Source organism: Erwinia sp. 9145, assembly GCF_000745075.1.
GTDB lineage: Bacteria > Pseudomonadota > Gammaproteobacteria > Enterobacterales > Enterobacteriaceae > Erwinia > Erwinia oleae.
This window is the reverse complement of the sequence record NZ_JQNE01000001.1, coordinates 1,313,835-1,331,141: the sequence shown is the minus strand read 5'-3', so window position 1 is coordinate 1,331,141 and position 17,307 is coordinate 1,313,835. Positions and strand designations below refer to the sequence as shown.

Annotated in this window: 13 protein-coding genes; 6 read left to right on the top strand and 7 right to left on the bottom strand. The window is 55.9% G+C overall.

Features of this window, described 5'->3' with window-relative positions; genetic code table 11:
* Positions 1-157: 157 nt before the first annotated feature.
* The 5 genes from serS to lrp all read right to left on the bottom strand — a co-directional run bounded on the left by serS (position 158) and on the right by lrp (position 7,605).
* Positions 158-1,450: a serine--tRNA ligase gene (gene serS / locus FA91_RS06595; RefSeq protein WP_034913788.1), complete on the bottom strand. Its 1,293-nt coding sequence runs from the start codon at positions 1,448-1,450 to the stop codon at positions 158-160.
* A gap of 98 nt (positions 1,451-1,548) precedes the next feature.
* Positions 1,549-2,892 (bottom strand): replication-associated recombination protein A, encoded by a 1,344-nt coding sequence (locus FA91_RS06590; RefSeq protein ID WP_034913786.1) that lies wholly within the window; start codon positions 2,890-2,892, stop codon positions 1,549-1,551.
* A gap of 7 nt (positions 2,893-2,899) precedes the next feature.
* Positions 2,900-3,511, bottom strand: coding sequence for an outer membrane lipoprotein chaperone LolA (gene lolA / locus FA91_RS06585; RefSeq protein WP_034913783.1), 612 nt, complete (start codon positions 3,509-3,511; stop codon positions 2,900-2,902).
* A gap of 198 nt (positions 3,512-3,709) precedes the next feature.
* Positions 3,710-6,991, bottom strand: coding sequence for a DNA translocase FtsK 4TM domain-containing protein (locus tag FA91_RS06580; protein ID WP_034913782.1), 3,282 nt, complete (start codon positions 6,989-6,991; stop codon positions 3,710-3,712).
* 119 nt (positions 6,992-7,110) lie between these two features.
* Positions 7,111-7,605, bottom strand: coding sequence for a leucine-responsive transcriptional regulator Lrp (gene lrp / locus FA91_RS06575; RefSeq protein WP_006118610.1), 495 nt, complete (start codon positions 7,603-7,605; stop codon positions 7,111-7,113).
* 510 nt (positions 7,606-8,115) lie between these two features.
* Between lrp and trxB the strand changes: the two genes are divergently transcribed.
* The 5 genes from trxB to infA all read left to right on the top strand — a co-directional run bounded on the left by trxB (position 8,116) and on the right by infA (position 13,994).
* Positions 8,116-9,084: a thioredoxin-disulfide reductase gene (gene trxB / locus FA91_RS06570; RefSeq protein WP_034913774.1), complete on the top strand. Its 969-nt coding sequence runs from the start codon at positions 8,116-8,118 to the stop codon at positions 9,082-9,084.
* 130 nt (positions 9,085-9,214) lie between these two features.
* On the top strand, positions 9,215-10,984 hold the full coding sequence (gene cydD / locus FA91_RS06565) for a cysteine/glutathione ABC transporter permease/ATP-binding protein CydD (protein WP_034913772.1): 1,770 nt from the start codon (positions 9,215-9,217) through the stop codon (positions 10,982-10,984).
* Entirely contained in the window at positions 10,981-12,708 is a 1,728-nt protein-coding gene (gene cydC / locus FA91_RS06560) for a cysteine/glutathione ABC transporter ATP-binding protein/permease CydC (RefSeq protein ID WP_034913769.1), read from the top strand. The genes cydD and cydC overlap by 4 nt, the downstream gene beginning before the upstream one ends.
* Positions 12,709-12,739: 31 nt before the next feature.
* Positions 12,740-13,432 carry a leucyl/phenylalanyl-tRNA--protein transferase gene (aat, locus tag FA91_RS06555; protein ID WP_034913768.1) on the top strand — a complete coding sequence of 231 codons (693 nt, stop codon included), beginning with the start codon at positions 12,740-12,742 and terminating at the stop codon, positions 13,430-13,432.
* A 343-nt stretch (positions 13,433-13,775) separates the two neighbouring features.
* Positions 13,776-13,994, top strand: a complete 219-nt coding sequence (gene infA, locus FA91_RS06550) for a translation initiation factor IF-1 (protein ID WP_002211347.1) — start codon at positions 13,776-13,778, stop codon at positions 13,992-13,994.
* Between the two features lie 92 nt (positions 13,995-14,086).
* Here infA and clpA read toward each other — a convergent pair whose 3' ends face one another.
* Complete coding sequence (gene clpA / locus FA91_RS06545; protein WP_034913767.1) at positions 14,087-16,363, bottom strand: ATP-dependent Clp protease ATP-binding subunit ClpA; 2,277 nt, start codon at positions 16,361-16,363, stop codon at positions 14,087-14,089.
* A 28-nt stretch (positions 16,364-16,391) separates the two neighbouring features.
* Positions 16,392-16,712 carry an ATP-dependent Clp protease adapter ClpS gene (clpS, locus tag FA91_RS06540; protein ID WP_034913765.1) on the bottom strand — a complete coding sequence of 107 codons (321 nt, stop codon included), beginning with the start codon at positions 16,710-16,712 and terminating at the stop codon, positions 16,392-16,394.
* A gap of 316 nt (positions 16,713-17,028) precedes the next feature.
* On the opposite strand from clpS, the gene cspD reads away from it, so the two are divergent.
* Positions 17,029-17,256: a cold shock-like protein CspD gene (gene cspD / locus FA91_RS06535; protein WP_034913763.1), complete on the top strand. Its 228-nt coding sequence runs from the start codon at positions 17,029-17,031 to the stop codon at positions 17,254-17,256.
* Positions 17,257-17,307 lie beyond the last annotated feature (51 nt).

The window sequence follows — 17,307 nt, the reverse complement described above, 5'->3', positions numbered from 1 at the left end:
AAGCGAAGCGGCATTGTGCGGGTTTATGTTTATGATAAATGAAGCTTTTAGGCGTTTCGCCTCGCTTCCTTTCGATAACATTTATTTTTCTTAGATTATGTAAACCGCCCATAAAAAAACCCGCCGGGTGGCGGGTCTGATTTATGGCTCATGATGGCTAGCCGATGAACGCCAGACCTTTCATATAGGGCCGCAATACCTCCGGCACCGCGATACGGCCGTCGGCCTGCTGATAGTTTTCCAACACTGCCACCAGCGTACGCCCCACCGCCAGGCCGGAACCGTTCAGCGTGTGAACAAGACGCGGTTTTTTCTCGGTTTTGGTACGGCAGCGAGCCTGCATCCTGCGCGCCTGGAAATCGCCCATGTTTGAACAGGAGGAGATTTCACGATAGGTATCCTGCGCAGGCAGCCAGACTTCCAGATCATAAGTTTTTGTGGAGCCAAAACCCATGTCGCCGGTACACAGCAGCACTTTCCTGTAAGGCAGATTCAGCAGCTGCAACACCTTTTCAGCATGCCCTACCAGCTCTTCAAGCGCCTGCATTGACTCTTCAGGCCGCGTGATTTGCACCATTTCGACTTTATCAAACTGGTGCATGCGGATCAGACCGCGCGTATCGCGTCCATAGGCACCCGCCTCAGAGCGGAAGCAGGGCGTGTGGGCGGTAAACTTCAGCGGCAGAAGCTCCTCTTCCAGGATCTCATCGCGCACAAGGTTGGTCAGCGGCACTTCGGAGGTCGGAATCAGCGCGTAATCGCTGCTTGATGCTTCTTCTTCCAGCGGACGTGTATGGAAGAGATCTTCGCCAAATTTCGGCAGCTGACCGGTGCCGTACAACGAAGCATGGTTCACCAGGTACGGCACGTAGGTTTCCAGATAACCGTGCTGTTCGGTATGCAGATCGAGCATAAACTGGCTGAGCGCGCGGTGCATCAGCGCAACCTGCCCTTTCATTACCACAAAGCGCGAACCGGTCAGTTTGGTTGCGACAGCAAAATCCAGGCCAGCGGCCATTTCACCCAGTTCCACGTGATCGCGGACGGCGAAATCATATTTTTTCGGCTCGCCCCAGCGGCTGATTTCCAGATTTTCACTGTCGTCTTTTCCCATTGGCACGTCGTCCGCCGGGATATTCGGGATGGCCAGCGAAACGTCGCGAATGGCATTTTGCAGCGTATCCAGTTCGGCTTTGGCCGCATCCAGACGCTCACCCAGCGCGTTAACTTCCTTACGCAATGGCTCGATATCTTCCCCACGCGCCTTCGCCTGGCCGATAGATTTGGATCGTGAATTACGCTCAGCCTGTAAGGTTTCCGTTTCCACCTGCAAAATTTTACGACGCTCTTCATGAGCGCGCAGCGTATCAACATCCAGCGTAAAGCCCCGGCGTGCCAGTTTTTCTGCGACTGCGTCTGGCTCGTTACGCAGCAGATTGGGATCGAGCATGCTTGTCCTGTGCTTATAAAATTGAGTGATTAAATGAGGGGACGCATTCGCACCGCGAATGCGTTGAATTCGTTACTAACCTTACCGCAACGCCACTTTTAGCGATAGCGTTTTGTCGGGCTAATTTGATCCTGCTCAGCGAGCCAGGCGAGCTTTTCACCAATCTTGCCCTCCAGCCCGCGTGCGGTCGGCTGGTAGTATCGGGTGAAGGCCATCTCAGGCGGAAAGTAATCCTCTCCAGCCGCATAGGCGTTAGGCTCATCGTGTGCGTAACGATACTCTGCGCCCAGGCCCATCTCTTTCATCAATTTTGTGGGCGCATTTCGCAGGTGTTCAGGCACGTCGAAATCCGCTTTTTCGCGCGCGTCGCGCATCGCGGCTTTAAAAGCGGTATAAACGGCGTTGCTTTTCGGCGCGCAGGCAAGATAGACAATCGCCTGCGCAATGGCCCGCTCGCCTTCGGCCGGCCCGACGCGGGTGAAACAGTCCCAGGCGGAAATTGCCACCTGCATGCCGCGCGGATCCGCGTTGCCGACGTCTTCCGAGGCAATCGCCAGCAGCCGACGCGCCACATAAAGCGGATCGCCACCTGCGGTTATAATGCGTGCGTACCAGTAGAGCGCGGCGTCTGGCGCAGAGCCGCGCACGGATTTATGCAGCGCAGAGATGAGATCGTAATACCTGTCGCCTTTGTTATCGAATCTGGCACTGCGCTCACCGGACACTTCATTCAGCAGTGCGGGGGTCAGTTCACGCTTGCCTTTGCTGTCTGCCTCGGCCATATCGGCCATCATTTCCAGCGTGTTCAACGCGCGTCGCGCGTCGCCGTTGACCAGTTCGGCAATCATCCGGCGCGTGTTTTCCGGCAGCACGATGTCGCCGCCGTTGTAGCCCCGCTCGCCGTCGTTCATCGCCTGCTCCAGCACCTTTTCGATATCGTCGCTGGTGAGGGATTTCAGCAGATAAACGCGCGCGCGTGAGAGCAGCGCCGAATTCAGTTCAAAGGAGGGATTTTCAGTGGTGGCACCAATAAAGGTGATGGTGCCGTCCTCAATGTGCGGCAGGAACGCGTCCTGCTGACTTTTATTGAAGCGATGCACCTCATCCACAAACAGGATGGTGCGGCGTCCCGCATTGCGGTTCTGCCGCGCGCGCTCAATGGCTTCGCGGATCTCTTTCACTCCCGACGTGACCGCCGAAATGCGCTCCACGTCGGCCTGGCCGTAGCGACCAATGATCTCCGCCAGCGTCGTTTTCCCCGTGCCCGGCGGCCCCCACAAAATCATCGAATGCAGATGCCCCGCTTCTATAGCGCGCGGCAGCGGCTTACCCGGCGCCAGCAGATGCTGCTGACCGATATATTCCGCCAGCGTACGTGGCCGCATTCGCGCGGCCAGTGGCTGGAATTCATTATGGGAAAAATCAAGTGGCAGGTTACTCACGCAAACCTCACTTACGCTGGTCGTCCAGCGTCACGCCTTTTGGCGGCGTAAACTGAAATTTGTCCGCGCTGACCGCACCGTTCTGCTGGCTTTTCAGCGTGTAGCTGCTGCGCTGACCGTCCTGCTCTACCGCACTGAACTGGTTGATGGTGCCGTTAGAAGAAACGTTTATCGTAAACTGTTTCAGGTTGCCATCGGCCGCTTTCGGGGTCAGCTCAAAGTTATCGCCAAGCTGTTTAATGTTGTACTGTTTCCAGTCACTGTTCTGGTTACGAGCAATCAGCATAAAAGGCGTATTGCTTGTCGCGTCTTTCAGCCAGGTTGCGCTCACCTGCTCGACAAAGGGATTATAAAACCACAGCGTTTTACCGTCGGAAATAATGACGCTTTCATCCGGCGCGGTCATGTGCCAGTTGAAAAGATTAGGACGCTTAACCCACAGTTCACCCTCGCCATCCTGTACCGACTGGCCGCCGCCGTCGGTGACTTTCTGCGTGAAGCTGGCATGGAACGTTTTGACTTTATCCAGGCGCTGCTGCAAATCAGAGGAAGCATCCGCCAGAACGCTGGCAGAAGAAAAAGCGGCAATCATACAGCATGACATCAGTAGTTTTTTCATTACGGCATCCTTTTTAAAACGCTTTTATCCCGATAGCGGGGGCGCATTCGTCGATAACTGTAGCCAGGTCAGCGCCATTTCAACAGAAGATTACGCTGAATGATGCTGGCAATATAAGAGGTTATGGGTGTCATGAAGCAAAAAATCAACGGGCCGGATAAATCCGGCCCGTCAGCGGCAGTAAAACTCTCTTATCTGCTACATTTCATGCGGCGGAGGAGACAACACCTCGCGGTTACCGTTGTGACCCGGCGAAGAGACAATGCTCTGCGCTTCCATCTGTTCGATAATACGTGCTGCACGGTTATAGCCAATACGGAACTGACGCTGCACGCCGGAGATAGACGCGCGACGCTTTTCAACCACAAAGGCCACCGCCTGATCGAACAACGGATCGAGTTCCTCGTCGCCATCAAGCCCCGCGCCGCCGCTTTCGCTCTCTTCACCGGCAGTAATGCTGTCGATATACTGCGGACGACCGCGCGCTTTCCAGTCCTGCACAACCGCATGAACTTCCTGGTCGCGCACAAACGCGCCGTGAACACGCACCGGCATTGAGGAATTTGGCGGCATATAGAGCATGTCGCCCATACCAAGCAGTGATTCCGCACCCGCCTGGTCAAGGATGGTGCGCGAGTCAATTTTGCTGGATACGGTAAAGGCAATGCGGGTTGGAATGTTGGCTTTGATCAGGCCGGTAATCACATCCACCGACGGACGCTGCGTCGCCAGCACCAGATGGATACCCGCCGCACGCGCCTTCTGCGCCAGACGCGCAATCAGCTCTTCAACCTTTTTACCCACCGCCATCATCAGATCGGCAAATTCATCAACCAGCACCACAATGTAAGGCAGTTTTTCCAGTACCGGCGGCGTGGCGTCCATGCTGTCGCCCGGCTTCCAGAACGGATCCGGGATCGGACGGCCCATCGCCTCAGCCTGCGCCACCTTCTCGTTATAACCAGCCAGGTTACGCACGCCGAGCGCCGACATCAGTTTATAGCGCCTTTCCATCTCGCCGACGCTCCAGCGCAGCGCGTTGGCCGCATCTTTCATGTCGGTAACAACTTCGGTCAGCAGATGAGGAATGCCTTCGTAAACCGACAGCTCAAGCATCTTCGGATCGATCATGATAAAGCGCACCTCTTCCGGAGTGGCTTTATACAGCATGCTGATGATCATCGCGTTAACGCCGACCGATTTACCTGAGCCAGTGGTACCCGCGACCAGCAGGTGCGGCATCTTCGCCAGATCGGCCACAACCGGCTGCCCGGCGATATCTTTACCCAGCACCACCGACAGCGGCGACGGATTGTCGCGGAATTTCGGGCACTCCAGCACTTCGCGCATGTAAACGGTCTGACGATGTTTGTTAGGCAACTCCAGGCCGACATAGGGCTTACCGGGAATGACTTCAACCACGCGAACCGCCACGGCGGAAAGCGAACGGGCCAGATCGCGGGAAAGATTTGAAATACGTGCGGCCTTCACGCCCGGCGCAAGATCCAACTCATAACGAGTGATCACCGGGCCAGGAGAAATGCCGACCACTTCGGCTTTGACACGATAATCTGCCAGCCGCGCCTCAACCAGGCGGGCCGTTTGCTCCAGCGCAAACTCATCAACCGGCTCCGCCTCAACCGGCGGCGCGGTGAGCAGATCCAGCGTGGGAAGCGGCGTGGTGGGTTTTTCCAGCGGCTGCTCATGGCGAACCAGGAAAGGATGGAACAGGCTATCGGCCGCTGGCGGTTTCGGCGCCTCGGGCTGTATGGCGGCCGGCTGCTGTGGCGCAGGCTCAGGGCGCTGCTGCTGCCATTGCGTTTGCTGCGGTGCAACAGGCGCGGCATCCGCTTCCGGCGCCGCCGGAAGCGTGAACAGCGGCTCGCTTGGGCCATCGTCCACCAAATCGTCCATCGGTGAAAAGTCGAACGCGCCAGCGGTATCCAGCGAAAAAGTGGGCGCTTCGGTCGCTTTTTCGTCGTCGTAACGCTGCTGTTGCTGAGCGGCAAATTCACGAGCCAGCGCGGCCTGCTGAAGCGCATCGTCGTCAGGAGCCGACACCTCTTCGCCATAGCGTGCCTGCTGCTGCGCCATAAAGGCCTCGCGCAGGTGTGCTTCTTCCAGCGCATCGGCATCATTAACGTTAGCGGGCGCAACCGGCGCACGCTGTTCAGCTTCTTTCGCTTTTTCCTCGGCCACGCGTTGGGAAGGCAATTTGATGCCATACGATGCCAGTTCGCGTCGCGTGGGCAGCTTAACCGGATTCGGACGTGGCAGAGAGGGGCCAATCCCCTTCTTGACCTGCGGATTGCTCTCTTCACTGGTCGCGCTGAATGCAGGCATAAAGGTGATGGCTGCGGCAGAGGCGGCGGCGACGCTGGCGGTATCATTCAGGTCGGCAGCGTTACTGATGATGTCAGCAGGCTGCGAGGCGGCCGCCGTTGAGAAATCAAATGGCGACGCGGATGCGGCGTCGCGCCAGTTCCCCATACGGGGCGCATCGTCTTCTTCTGCTTTTACGGGAACAGAAGGCGCTGGCGTTTCTGCCGGAACGTCAAAACGGTAAAGCTCGGGCTTCTCGTCAACGGCGGCGATAGTCGGCGAAATAGCGCTTTCGACTGGCGCAGCTTCAGGCGAGACCTTTACGCTGTCCGGCTGCGGTCTGGTCAGCAGAACGTCATCCTCTGGCATCTGCGCGGGCGCAACCGCCACATCGTGCGTCTGCGGCGGCGCAGCTAACAGAACGTCATCGTCCTGCGCTTTTTTCGGTGCGGCCAACAGCGGATCGTCTTCAGTGGACGGTTTCAGAAGCGGTTCAGCGTCATCAACGTATTCTTCGTCTTCTTCCCAGCGTTCGTCGCGGCGGGAGCGGTTGCTGGCAAAGGTCAGTACGCCCATTACCGCGCCGCCGATCTTCTCGGCAATGGTCAACCATGACCAGCCGGTATAGAGCGTCAGGCCCGCCGCCCATACCACGAGCAGCGTCAGCGTGCCGCCGGGGCCGTTAAACCACGGCACCATCGCGCTGCTGATCAGGCTGCCGATAACGCCGCCGGAGGCAAAATACCAGATATCATCGGCATTCAGTGCTGCCAGCCCACAGGAGGTCACCACCAGCGCCAGCACGCCGATAAGCCGAAGCGAGACGGCGAAATAGTCGATATAGTCCTGTGAATGGCGCTGCCTGAACGTTATCCAGCACAGGCCAAGTATGACCGGAGGAATGGCGTAGGCCATCACGCCAAAGATGAAAAACAGCGTATCGGCCAGCCAGGCGCCAATGCCACCGCCCAGATTATGGATAGGTTCATGCCAGGCGGTTTGCGACCAGCTTGGATCGGAAGGATTGAAGCTCAGCAACGCGACCATCAGATAGACGGCGAAAAGAGCGACAATGATTAACAGCGCTTCCAGCAGGCGACGCCCGCTGCTCAGTGGCTGTAGGGAAACTTCTTTATCTTCTGTGTATTCCTGGCTCAAGAGTTCTCTCCAGGTGCCCGTAAACTATGAAGGCAACAGCGCCGGACGTTGCCGACGCTGAACCTGTATGAATTCACAGGAGTGTACCGAAATCTGACAGCAATTGCACCTGCCCTCTTTTAGCGCGTTTTAATCACTAAGCGATTACTTTGCTTCACTTCTTCCATCACCACATAGGTGCGGGTGTCGTTGACGCCCGGCAGACGGAGCAGGGTTTCGCCCAGCAGTTTACGATAGGCAGACATATCCGGCACGCGCGTTTTAAGCAGATAGTCGAAATCACCGGAAACAAGGTGACACTCTTGAGTTTCCTCAAGTTTTTGCACCGCAGCGTTAAATTGTTCAAATACATCCGGCGCGCCACGATTCAGAGTAATCTCAACGAAGACCAGCAATGACGCATCCAGATAGTGCGGATTTAACTGCGCGGTGTAGCCCAGTATAAATCCCTGCCTTTCAAGGCGACGCACGCGCTCCAGACAAGGCGTCGGCGACAGCCCTACCCGTTTAGACAGTTCGACATTAGAAATTCGTCCGTCTTTTTGTAGTTCATTCAGAATGTTACGGTCAATTCTGTCGAGATCTTTACCGGGTCGTTTTTTATTGTCTACCATTATTATTGTCTCTCTTAATGCTATCCCTTTACCTGCCGTACCCTGATGCGCCAGGGTTGTTTAGGTGAAGACTAACGCCTGCTGCGATTAACACGCCCATCCGTATGACGCATGCTGCCTGTCCGCCGCATGCGTCATGACCAATGACAGACTGAGATTATTCGGCCTGAAGACTCGCGCATGCCAGAAACCTGCCCGAATTGCCTGAATACGCTCCGCTTCACTGACTGTTTTCGCAAAACATCAGCCGATTGTCAAAGCAAAACAGCTTAAATCAGTACAACGTGCCAGATACATCCCTTCCCGACTGTTTTTAAATAAATATTTTTACCTTTTTGCACCATCAGACATCATTGTATGCACGCTGGTGGCGCACCGCTCCCCATCGTGGCACGATAGGAAATTGGTTTACCCTTTTGCACCCATCGTTAACAAAATCGCACAATACTTTTTTTGCCAGGGTAAATTCCTTACAATCGAAAACAATAACCGATTAAAAAAGAGGGGCTCATGAGCACGGCCAAACACAGTAAATTACTCATTCTGGGTTCCGGTCCAGCAGGCTACACCGCTGCCGTCTATGCTGCGCGCGCTAATCTGCATCCGGTATTGATTACCGGGCTGGAAAAAGGCGGCCAGTTGACCACCACCACTGAAGTAGAGAACTGGCCCGGCGATCCTCACGACTTAACCGGTCCGCTGCTGATGGAGCGCATGCAGGAGCACGCCGAGAAGTTCAATACTGAAATCATTTTCGATCACATTCACACGGTGGATTTGCAGAATCGTCCCTTCCGCCTGACCGGCGACAGCGCGGAATACACCGCCGATGCGCTGATTATTGCTACCGGCGCCTCCGCACGCTATCTGGGTCTGCCGTCGGAAGAAGCTTTTAAAGGCCGCGGCGTCTCCGCCTGCGCAACCTGCGATGGCTTCTTTTATCGCAATCAAAAAGTGGCGGTGATCGGCGGCGGCAATACCGCCGTCGAAGAAGCGCTTTACCTGGCAAACATTGCTTCAGAAGTGCATCTGATCCACCGCCGCGACAGCTTCAGAGCAGAGAAAATCCTGATCGATCGTCTGATGGACAAGGTGCGTAACGGCAATATCGTTTTGCATACTGACCACACGCTGGAAGAGGTTATGGGCGATCAGATGGGCGTCAGTAGCCTGCGCTTGCGCGCCACTCGTGACGATCAGCAGACAAAAGTGCTGGAGGTTGCCGGTCTGTTTGTTGCTATCGGCCACAGCCCTAATACGGCCATTTTTAACGGTCAGCTTGCGCTTGAAAACGGCTATATCAAAGTGCATTCGGGTCTGCAAGGCAACGCGACGCAAACCAGCATTCCCGGCGTTTTTGCCGCAGGCGACGTAATGGATCATATCTATCGTCAGGCGATCACCTCCGCAGGCACCGGCTGCATGGCCGCGCTGGATGCGGAGCGCTATCTGGACGGATTAGTTAAAAACGATAGCTAAGTTGTTAAAATGATGTATCAACCTTCCCCAAGGCGGCCGCAACAGGTCGCCTTTTTATTTGCCTCATTGTACCATTAGCCACTTTCTCCTCCGTTCAAATCAGGAACGGCTTCCCGCTTACCGGTAGATGATGGACAGAACACGGCAGCAACAGCTACTTCGCTGGTTAAAAAGTCAGAGCTCGCAGGGTAAACGCTGGTTACAGTTGACGAAAGTGCTGGGCATGCTCAGCGCCCTGCTTATTGTCTGTCAGGCCTGGCTGCTGGCCTCATTGCTTCAGGCGCTGATTGTCGCAGGCACGCCGCGCGCCGAATTGCTCACGTCCTTCGCTTTGCTGCTGGCCTGTTTTCTGCTGCGCGCGCTGCTGGCATGGGCGCGCGAAAAAGTCGGGTTCGAATACGGGCGCGCTATTCGTCAGGCGCTGCGGCGCACCGTGCTCGACAGGCTGAACGCGCTTGGCCCGGCGTGGATCCAGGGCAAGCCCGCCGGAAGCTGGGCAACGCTGCTGCTGGAACAGATCGACGACATGCAGGATTACTATGCGCGTTATCAGCCACAGATGCTGCTGGCGGTATTTATTCCCTGCGCAATTTTGCTGGCGCTGTTCCCTGTTAACTGGGCAGCCGGGCTGATTTTAGTGGCAACGGCTCCGCTGATCCCGTTATTCATGGCGCTGGTGGGTATGGGCGCCGCCGATGCCAACCGACGCAATTTTAAAGCGCTGGCGCGCCTCAGCGGCTATTTTCTCGATCGTTTACAGGGGCTTGAAACGCTTCGCCTGTTTCACCGTGGGGAAGCGGAGCGCGTACATATTCAGCGCGCCTCGCAGGATTTTCGTCAACGAACGATGGACGTGCTGCGGCTCGCGTTTCTCTCCTCCGCGGTACTGGAATTTTTTGCCTCGCTGTCGATTGCCGTGGTGGCGGTTTACTTCGGATTCTCCTACCTTGGCGAACTCAATTTTGGTCATTACGGCGCTGGCGTCACGCTCTTCGCAGGCTTTCTGGCGCTGATCCTCGCACCTGAGTTTTTCCAGCCACTGCGCGACATGGGCGCGTTTTATCATGCCAAAGCGCAGGCGGTGGGCGGCGCGGAAGCGCTTGAAGCGTTTCTTAATGCAGAAATCGCCTCGCCGATCCGTCAGGGCAGGCAAACTTTTAATGCTGACGCGAACATGTCAATTCACGCTGACAACCTGACCATAACCAGCGTTGGCGGAACCGTTCTGGCGGGGCCGCTGAATTTTCACATTGCGCCCGGCAGGCGCGTGGCGCTGGTCGGTCAAAGCGGCGCGGGGAAAACCTCACTGCTCAACGTGCTGCTTGGCTATCTTCCCTATCAGGGATCGTTACAGATTAACGGCGTCGAACTGCGCGATATTTCGCCGTCCTTCTGGCAGCAACAGCTTGCCTGGGTCGGGCAGAATCCGCATCTGCCTGCTGATACGCTGCGTGAGAACATCGTGATGAACGGCACAGAAGACGGCAGCAGGCTCGACGGTATCGTTGAGCAGGCGGGTGTTGCAGAGTTTTTGCCTCACTTGTCCAATGGCCTCGACAGCAAAATCGGCGAGCAGGCGGGCAATCTTTCAGTCGGCCAGGCGCAGCGCGTTGCCGTGGCGCGTGCGCTTTATAAATCCTGCCGTTTACTGCTGCTCGACGAACCGGGCGCCAGCCTTGACCGCCGCAGCGAGCAACACGTCAATCAGGCGCTGCTTGATGCCTCTTTCCGACAAACCACCCTGCTGATAACCCATCAGCTCGACCGTCTGCATGAGTGGGACGAGGTGTGGCTGATGCGTGAAGGCAAAATTATTCAACAGGGAACGTATGAGCAGCTTTCACAACGGCCCGGCGCGTTTAACGCACTGATGACGCACCGGCAGGAGACCATTCAATGAAGGTTCTGGCGCCTTTTTTAGCGCTTTATCGACGTCACCTCTGGCGGCTTTCGCTGGGGATGGTGCTGGCGATTGTCACCCTGCTGGCCAGTATTGGCCTGCTGACGCTGTCAGGCTGGTTTCTGGCCGCCTCATCGCTGGCGGGCCTGGCAGGACTCTACACCTTCAACTATATGCTGCCTGCCGCAGGCGTACGCGGCGCGGCCATTATTCGCACCGCCGCACGCTATTTTGAGCGTCTGGTCAGCCATGACGGCACTTTCAGGGTGCTGGAACACCTGCGCGTGTTCACCTTCAGTAAGCTGATGCCGCTGTCGCCAGCGGGCCTGAGCCGCTATCAACAGGGTGAACTGCTTAATCGTCTGGTGGCGGACGTAGATACCCTCGATCACCTCTATCTGCGGGTGATCTCTCCGCTGGTTGGCGCGCTGCTGGTCACGGTTGTGGTCACCGTCGGCCTGAGCTGGCTCGATGTGCCGCTGGCCCTGACGCTGGGCGGTATCATGCTGCTGACCATACTGCTGTTGCCGCCGCTGTTTTATCGTGCGGGACGGCCCGCTGGCGAAGCCATTGCCCGGCTACGGGGCGAGTATCGTTCGCAGCTCACCCGCTGGCTGCGCGGGCAGACGGAACTGACGCTGTATGGTGCAGAATCCGACTTCCGCGCCAGGCTGGACGAAACAGAAGCGCAGTGGTTGCAGGCGCAACAGCGGCAGGCAGGGCTTTCCGGTTTTTCTGTTGCGCTGTTAACTATCATCACCGGCTGCACCCTGGTGTTGATGCTGTGGCTGGCGGCGGGCGGTGTTGGCGCACAAACACAGCCCGGCGCGCTGATTGCCCTGTTCGTCTTTTGTACGCTGGCGGCATTTGAAGCACTGGCGCCGGTCGGCGGCGCTTTTCAGCACCTTGGGCAGGTGATGGCTTCGGCCCGGCGCATCACGCAGATTCTCTCTCAGACGCCGGCGGTGCAGTTTCCCGAGGGGCGCAGTGGGGATTTGGCCAGCGTCAGCCTGTCGCTGCGCGACGTCAGCTTTAGCTACGACGCGGGCAATCCGGCCCTGCATCATTTCTCCCTCGACGTCGCTCGCGGCGAACACATTGCGCTACTCGGCCGCACCGGCTGCGGAAAATCAACTCTGCTTCAGCTGTTAACCCGCGGCCGGGACGCACAGGCCGGAGCAATCCTGCTTAACGGCAGGCCCCTGAGCGAGATTGATGAAGCCTCGCTTCGCGCCGCCACCAGCGTGGTGACGCAGCGCGTGCATCTGTTCAGCGCCACGCTGCGCGATAATCTTTTGCTGGCATCGCCCGCTAGCAGCGACGCGCAGCTGTGCGAGGTGCTTCAGCAGGTTGGCCTCCAGACGCTGCTTGAGGATCGCCAGGGACTGAATGCGTGGCTGGGCGAAGGCGGCAGGCAGCTTTCCGGCGGCGAACTGCGCCGTCTGGCGCTTGCCAGAGCCCTGCTCCACGACGGCAGCCTTCTGTTACTGGATGAGCCCACAGAGGGGCTCGACGCGGAAACCGAGCGCCATATATTGTCGCTGCTGCGCGAGGTTGCCAGAAACAAAACGCTGATCATGGTGACGCATCGTCTTCAGGGGCTGCACCACTTCGATAAAATTTGCGTTATGGATAACGGACAGATTCTTGAGCAGGGAAATCATGCTGAGTTAATCGCAAAACGCGGACGCTACTGGTATTTTCATCAGCGGTTTACGCTATAGTCATAGCTCTCATACCACTGAGATTTTCAACATGCGGCTGATCCAACTCTCACGGGATTCAATCAATTTTCCTCCGCCGGAAATGGCCCTGCGCGAGCCAAACGGCCTGCTGGCAATGGGCGGGGATTTGAGCCCGCCGCGTCTGCTTAACGCTTATCAGCAGGGGATTTTCCCCTGGTTTTCGCCGGGCGATCCTATTTTGTGGTGGTCGCCCGATCCGCGCGCGGTGCTCTACCCGGAAAAATTCCATCTCAGCCGCAGCATGAAGCGTTTTCATCAGCGCTCGCCGTATCGGGTCACGCTCAATCAACATTTCCACGGGGTGATTGAAGGCTGCGCCAGCGATCGCGCTGAAGGCACCTGGATCACACCTGAGGTTAAACGTGCCTGGCTACAGCTGTTTGACACGGGACACGCTCAGTCGGTTGAAGTGTGGCTTGAAAAAGAGCTGGTCGGTGGCATGTATGGGCTTGAGCTGGGGCAAATTTTTTGCGGGGAATCGATGTTCAGCCGCTGTGAAAACGCGTCGAAAACGGCCGTGCTGGTTTTCAGCGACTACTTCCGGCGTCAGGGCGGCAGGCTAATCGATTGTCAGGTATTAAATGCGCATACCGCCTCGCTCGGCGCGGAAGAGATCGCGCGCGTGGATTATCTCAGGCAGGTTCATAAGCTGGCGCAGAGGCCGGTTGCCGAAGGGTGCTGGCAGCAACAGACGCTTTTTTAGCGCAGCGGAACAATGTTTTACACGCAAAGCCCGATAAGGGTGATATAATAATGCCCGTTTGGTATGTCGTCCGCCCTGAGCCCTACTGTGGCAGGCCCGGACTGGCCGGGAATATTAACGCACTTTATCCGATTTCATAACGCGCTTAAGCGAGCACGCTTTGTCCGCAATTCCCCCCACCCTGACACCAAAATACGACACAGTTTTAACGTAAACGCCTCTGTGCCTGTCTGACGCAGAGGCGTTAATGCTGGTGAAACCACCAACAATTGTTTACATAATACCTGGAATTCGGCATTATCTTGCCGGTTTAAAACCAAGGTTGTGACACCCAGAGGATTCGATGGCCAAAGAAGACAATATTGAAATGCAGGGTACCGTACTGGATACGTTACCTAACACCATGTTCCGCGTAGAGCTTGAAAATGGACACGTGGTTACCGCTCATATCTCCGGTAAAATGCGTAAAAACTATATCCGCATCCTGACGGGCGACAAAGTCACTGTAGAGCTGACCCCGTACGACCTGAGCAAAGGCCGCATTGTCTTCCGCAGTCGTTAATATGCTTTCATTCGCGCTGCCGCTTTCGCCGCTGCGCCCATAAAAAAAGGCCGGAATTTCCGGCCTTTTTGTTGAGCAGGTTTAACGCGTTATCAGTGAACCGTGCCTTCCGTTTTGCGCTTCTCAGCACTGAGGAAGTGATACGTTAGCTGATTTTGCTCTTTGTCCAGCGCGACAGAGACCGAACCGCCGTCCACCAGCGAACCAAACAGCAGCTCGTTAGCCAGCGGTTTCTTCAGGCTTTCCTGCACGGTACGCGCCATCGGACGCGCGCCCATCGCTTTGTCGTAGCCTTTCGCTGCCAGCCAGTCACGCGCTTCGTCGCTGACTTCCAGCGACACGCCCTTCGCATCCAGCTGCGCCTGAAGCTCGACGATGAACTTGTCCACAACCTGATGGATCACCTCAGTATCAAGGTGTTTGAACCAGATAATGTTGTCGAGACGGTTACGGAACTCCGGCGTGAAGATTTTCTTGATCTCTTCCATCGCATCAGTGCTGTTATCCTGTTGGATCAGACCGATAGATTTACGCTCCGTTTCACGCACGCCGGCGTTGGTGGTCATCACCACGACAACGTTGCGGAAATCGGCTTTGCGGCCGTTGTTATCGGTCAGCATGCCGTTATCCATCACCTGAAGCAGCAGGTTGAACACGTCCGGATGCGCTTTTTCAATCTCATCAAGCAGCACCACCGCGTGCGGATGCTTGATAACCGCATCCGTCAGCAGACCGCCCTGATCGAAACCGACGTAGCCCGGAGGCGCACCAATTAAGCGGCTGACGGTATGACGCTCCATGTACTCCGACATATCAAAACGCAGCAGTTCAATGCCTAACGCCTTCGCCAGTTGCACGGTGACCTCGGTCTTACCGACGCCGGTTGGGCCGGCAAACAGGAAGGAACCGACAGGCTTGCGATCCTGGCCCAAACCGGCGCGACTCATTTTGATCGCTTCGGTTAACGCTTCAATTGCATTGTCCTGACCAAACACCAGCATTTTCAGACGTTCGCCCAGGGTTTTCAGCGTATCGCGATCGGTCGCAGAAACGCTTTTTTCTGGAATACGCGCGATGCGAGCGACCACGGATTCGATATCCGCCACGTTGACCGTTTTCTTGCGTTTGCTGACCGGCATCAAACGCGCACGTGCGCCTGCTTCATCAATAACGTCAATGGCCTTATCGGGCAGATGACGATCGTTGATGTACTTCACCGCCAGCTCAACGGCAGCCCGTACCGCCTTCGCCGTATAACGCACATCGTGATGCGCTTCGTACTTCGGCTTGAGGCCGTTCAGGATCTGCACGGTCTCATCCACCGACGGCTCGGTAATGTCGATTTTCTGGAACCGGCGCGCCAGCGCACGATCTTTTTCAAAAATGTTGCTGAATTCCTGATAGGTGGTTGAACCCATCACGCGAATTTTACCGCTTGAGAGCAGCGGCTTGATCAGGTTTGCCGCGTCGACCTGGCCGCCTGAAGCCGCGCCTGCACCGATGATGGTATGGATCTCATCAATGAACAGAATGCTGCTGTTGTCCTGCTCAAGCTGCTTCAGCAATGCCTTGAAGCGTTTTTCAAAGTCGCCACGATATTTGGTGCCCGCCAACAGTGAGCCAATATCCAGTGAATAGATGGTGGCGTCTTTCATCACTTCAGGCACTTCGCCCTGCACGATACGCCAGGCAAGCCCTTCGGCAATAGCGGTTTTCCCTACGCCGGACTCACCCACCAGCAGCGGGTTGTTTTTACGGCGACGGCAAAGCACCTGGACAGTGCGCTCAAGCTCTTTATCGCGTCCGATAAGCGGATCGATACCGCCGACACGAGCAAGCTGATTGAGATTGGTGGTGAAGTTTTCCATACGATCCTCCCCGCCTGCCTGCTCTTCGTTAACAGGATTTTCCGCGCCTGAGGCGGGCCCTGTCTCGTCTTTACGCGTACCGTGGGAAATAAAGTTCACCACGTCCAGACGGCTGATTTCATGCTTGCGCAGCAGATAAGCGGCCTGAGACTCCTGCTCGCTAAATATCGCGACCAGCACGTTGGCGCCCGCAACTTCGCTGCGGCCGGAGGACTGTACGTGGAATACTGCGCGCTGTAATACGCGCTGGAAACTGAGCGTAGGCTGCGTGTCACGCTCTTCTTCGCTGACCGGCAAGACCGGGGTGGTTTGTTCAATAAAGGCTTCGAGCTCCTGCCGAAGCGCTACGATATCGACTGAACAGGCTTCAAGCGCCTCTCTGGCCGACGGGTTACTGAGCAATGCCAGCAACAGATGCTCGACGGTCATAAATTCATGACGGTGCTCACGCGCTCTGGCGAAAGCCATGTTTAAACTGAGTTCCAGTTCTTGATTGAGCATTGGCACCTCCCCCAATTGATTGCCTTATTCAGGCTTTTTCAAGCGTACACAGCAATGGATGCTCGTTCTCCCTGGCATACTTATTGACATGTGCAACTTTCGTTTCCGCCACTTCGGCGGTAAAAACGCCGCAAATTGCCTTTCCCTGATAGTGAACGGTAAGCATCAACTGTGTTGCACGTTCAACATCATAAGAAAAGAACTTTTGCAGTACGTCAATAACAAATTCCATAGGTGTATAATCGTCATTATTTAAAATAACTTTATACATCGAAGGTGGCTTAAGGCCTTCACGCAATTTGTCTTCTGCAAGCTGTTCAAAATTAAGCCAGTCGTTAGTCTTTCCCATACGTACCCAATTTGATAACGCTGCCAGCAAACGTCAGCGGGCAAATGACAGGTTAAGTTTAACACACCTCAACTGCTGGCTCTCGCCGAGAGTTCTGGTCGACAGCATCACGCTAAGCGACCTTTATCACAAAATTTGCAATAGCGTTAACTACCTCAAATTTTGACGATTTTATCCCGTCCTGACGTCCCCATTTGCTTGACGCTCCATGCCATTTCTCTACAGTACTGGCATGAGTTGGACGTAACTTAACCAGCTCAGGAGCTGTACGCTTTATCACCTCACCTACCTGAACGACTTATGAGAGATGTTAAGCATGGAGACGGGTACTGTTAAATGGTTTAATAACGCCAAAGGTTTCGGCTTTATCTGCCCCATTGGCGGCGGCGAAGACATTTTCGCCCACTACTCAACAATCCAGATGGACGGCTACCGAACGCTAAAAGCCGGGCAACAGGTTCAGTTTGATGTGCATCAGGGGCCGAAAGGCAATCATGCCAGCCTTATCATCCCGGTTGAAATGGCGCTGGCAGCCAGTGCCTGACCTCAATCACACTCATTCTGAACAACCCCGAAGTAAAATGCCAGCCAACCA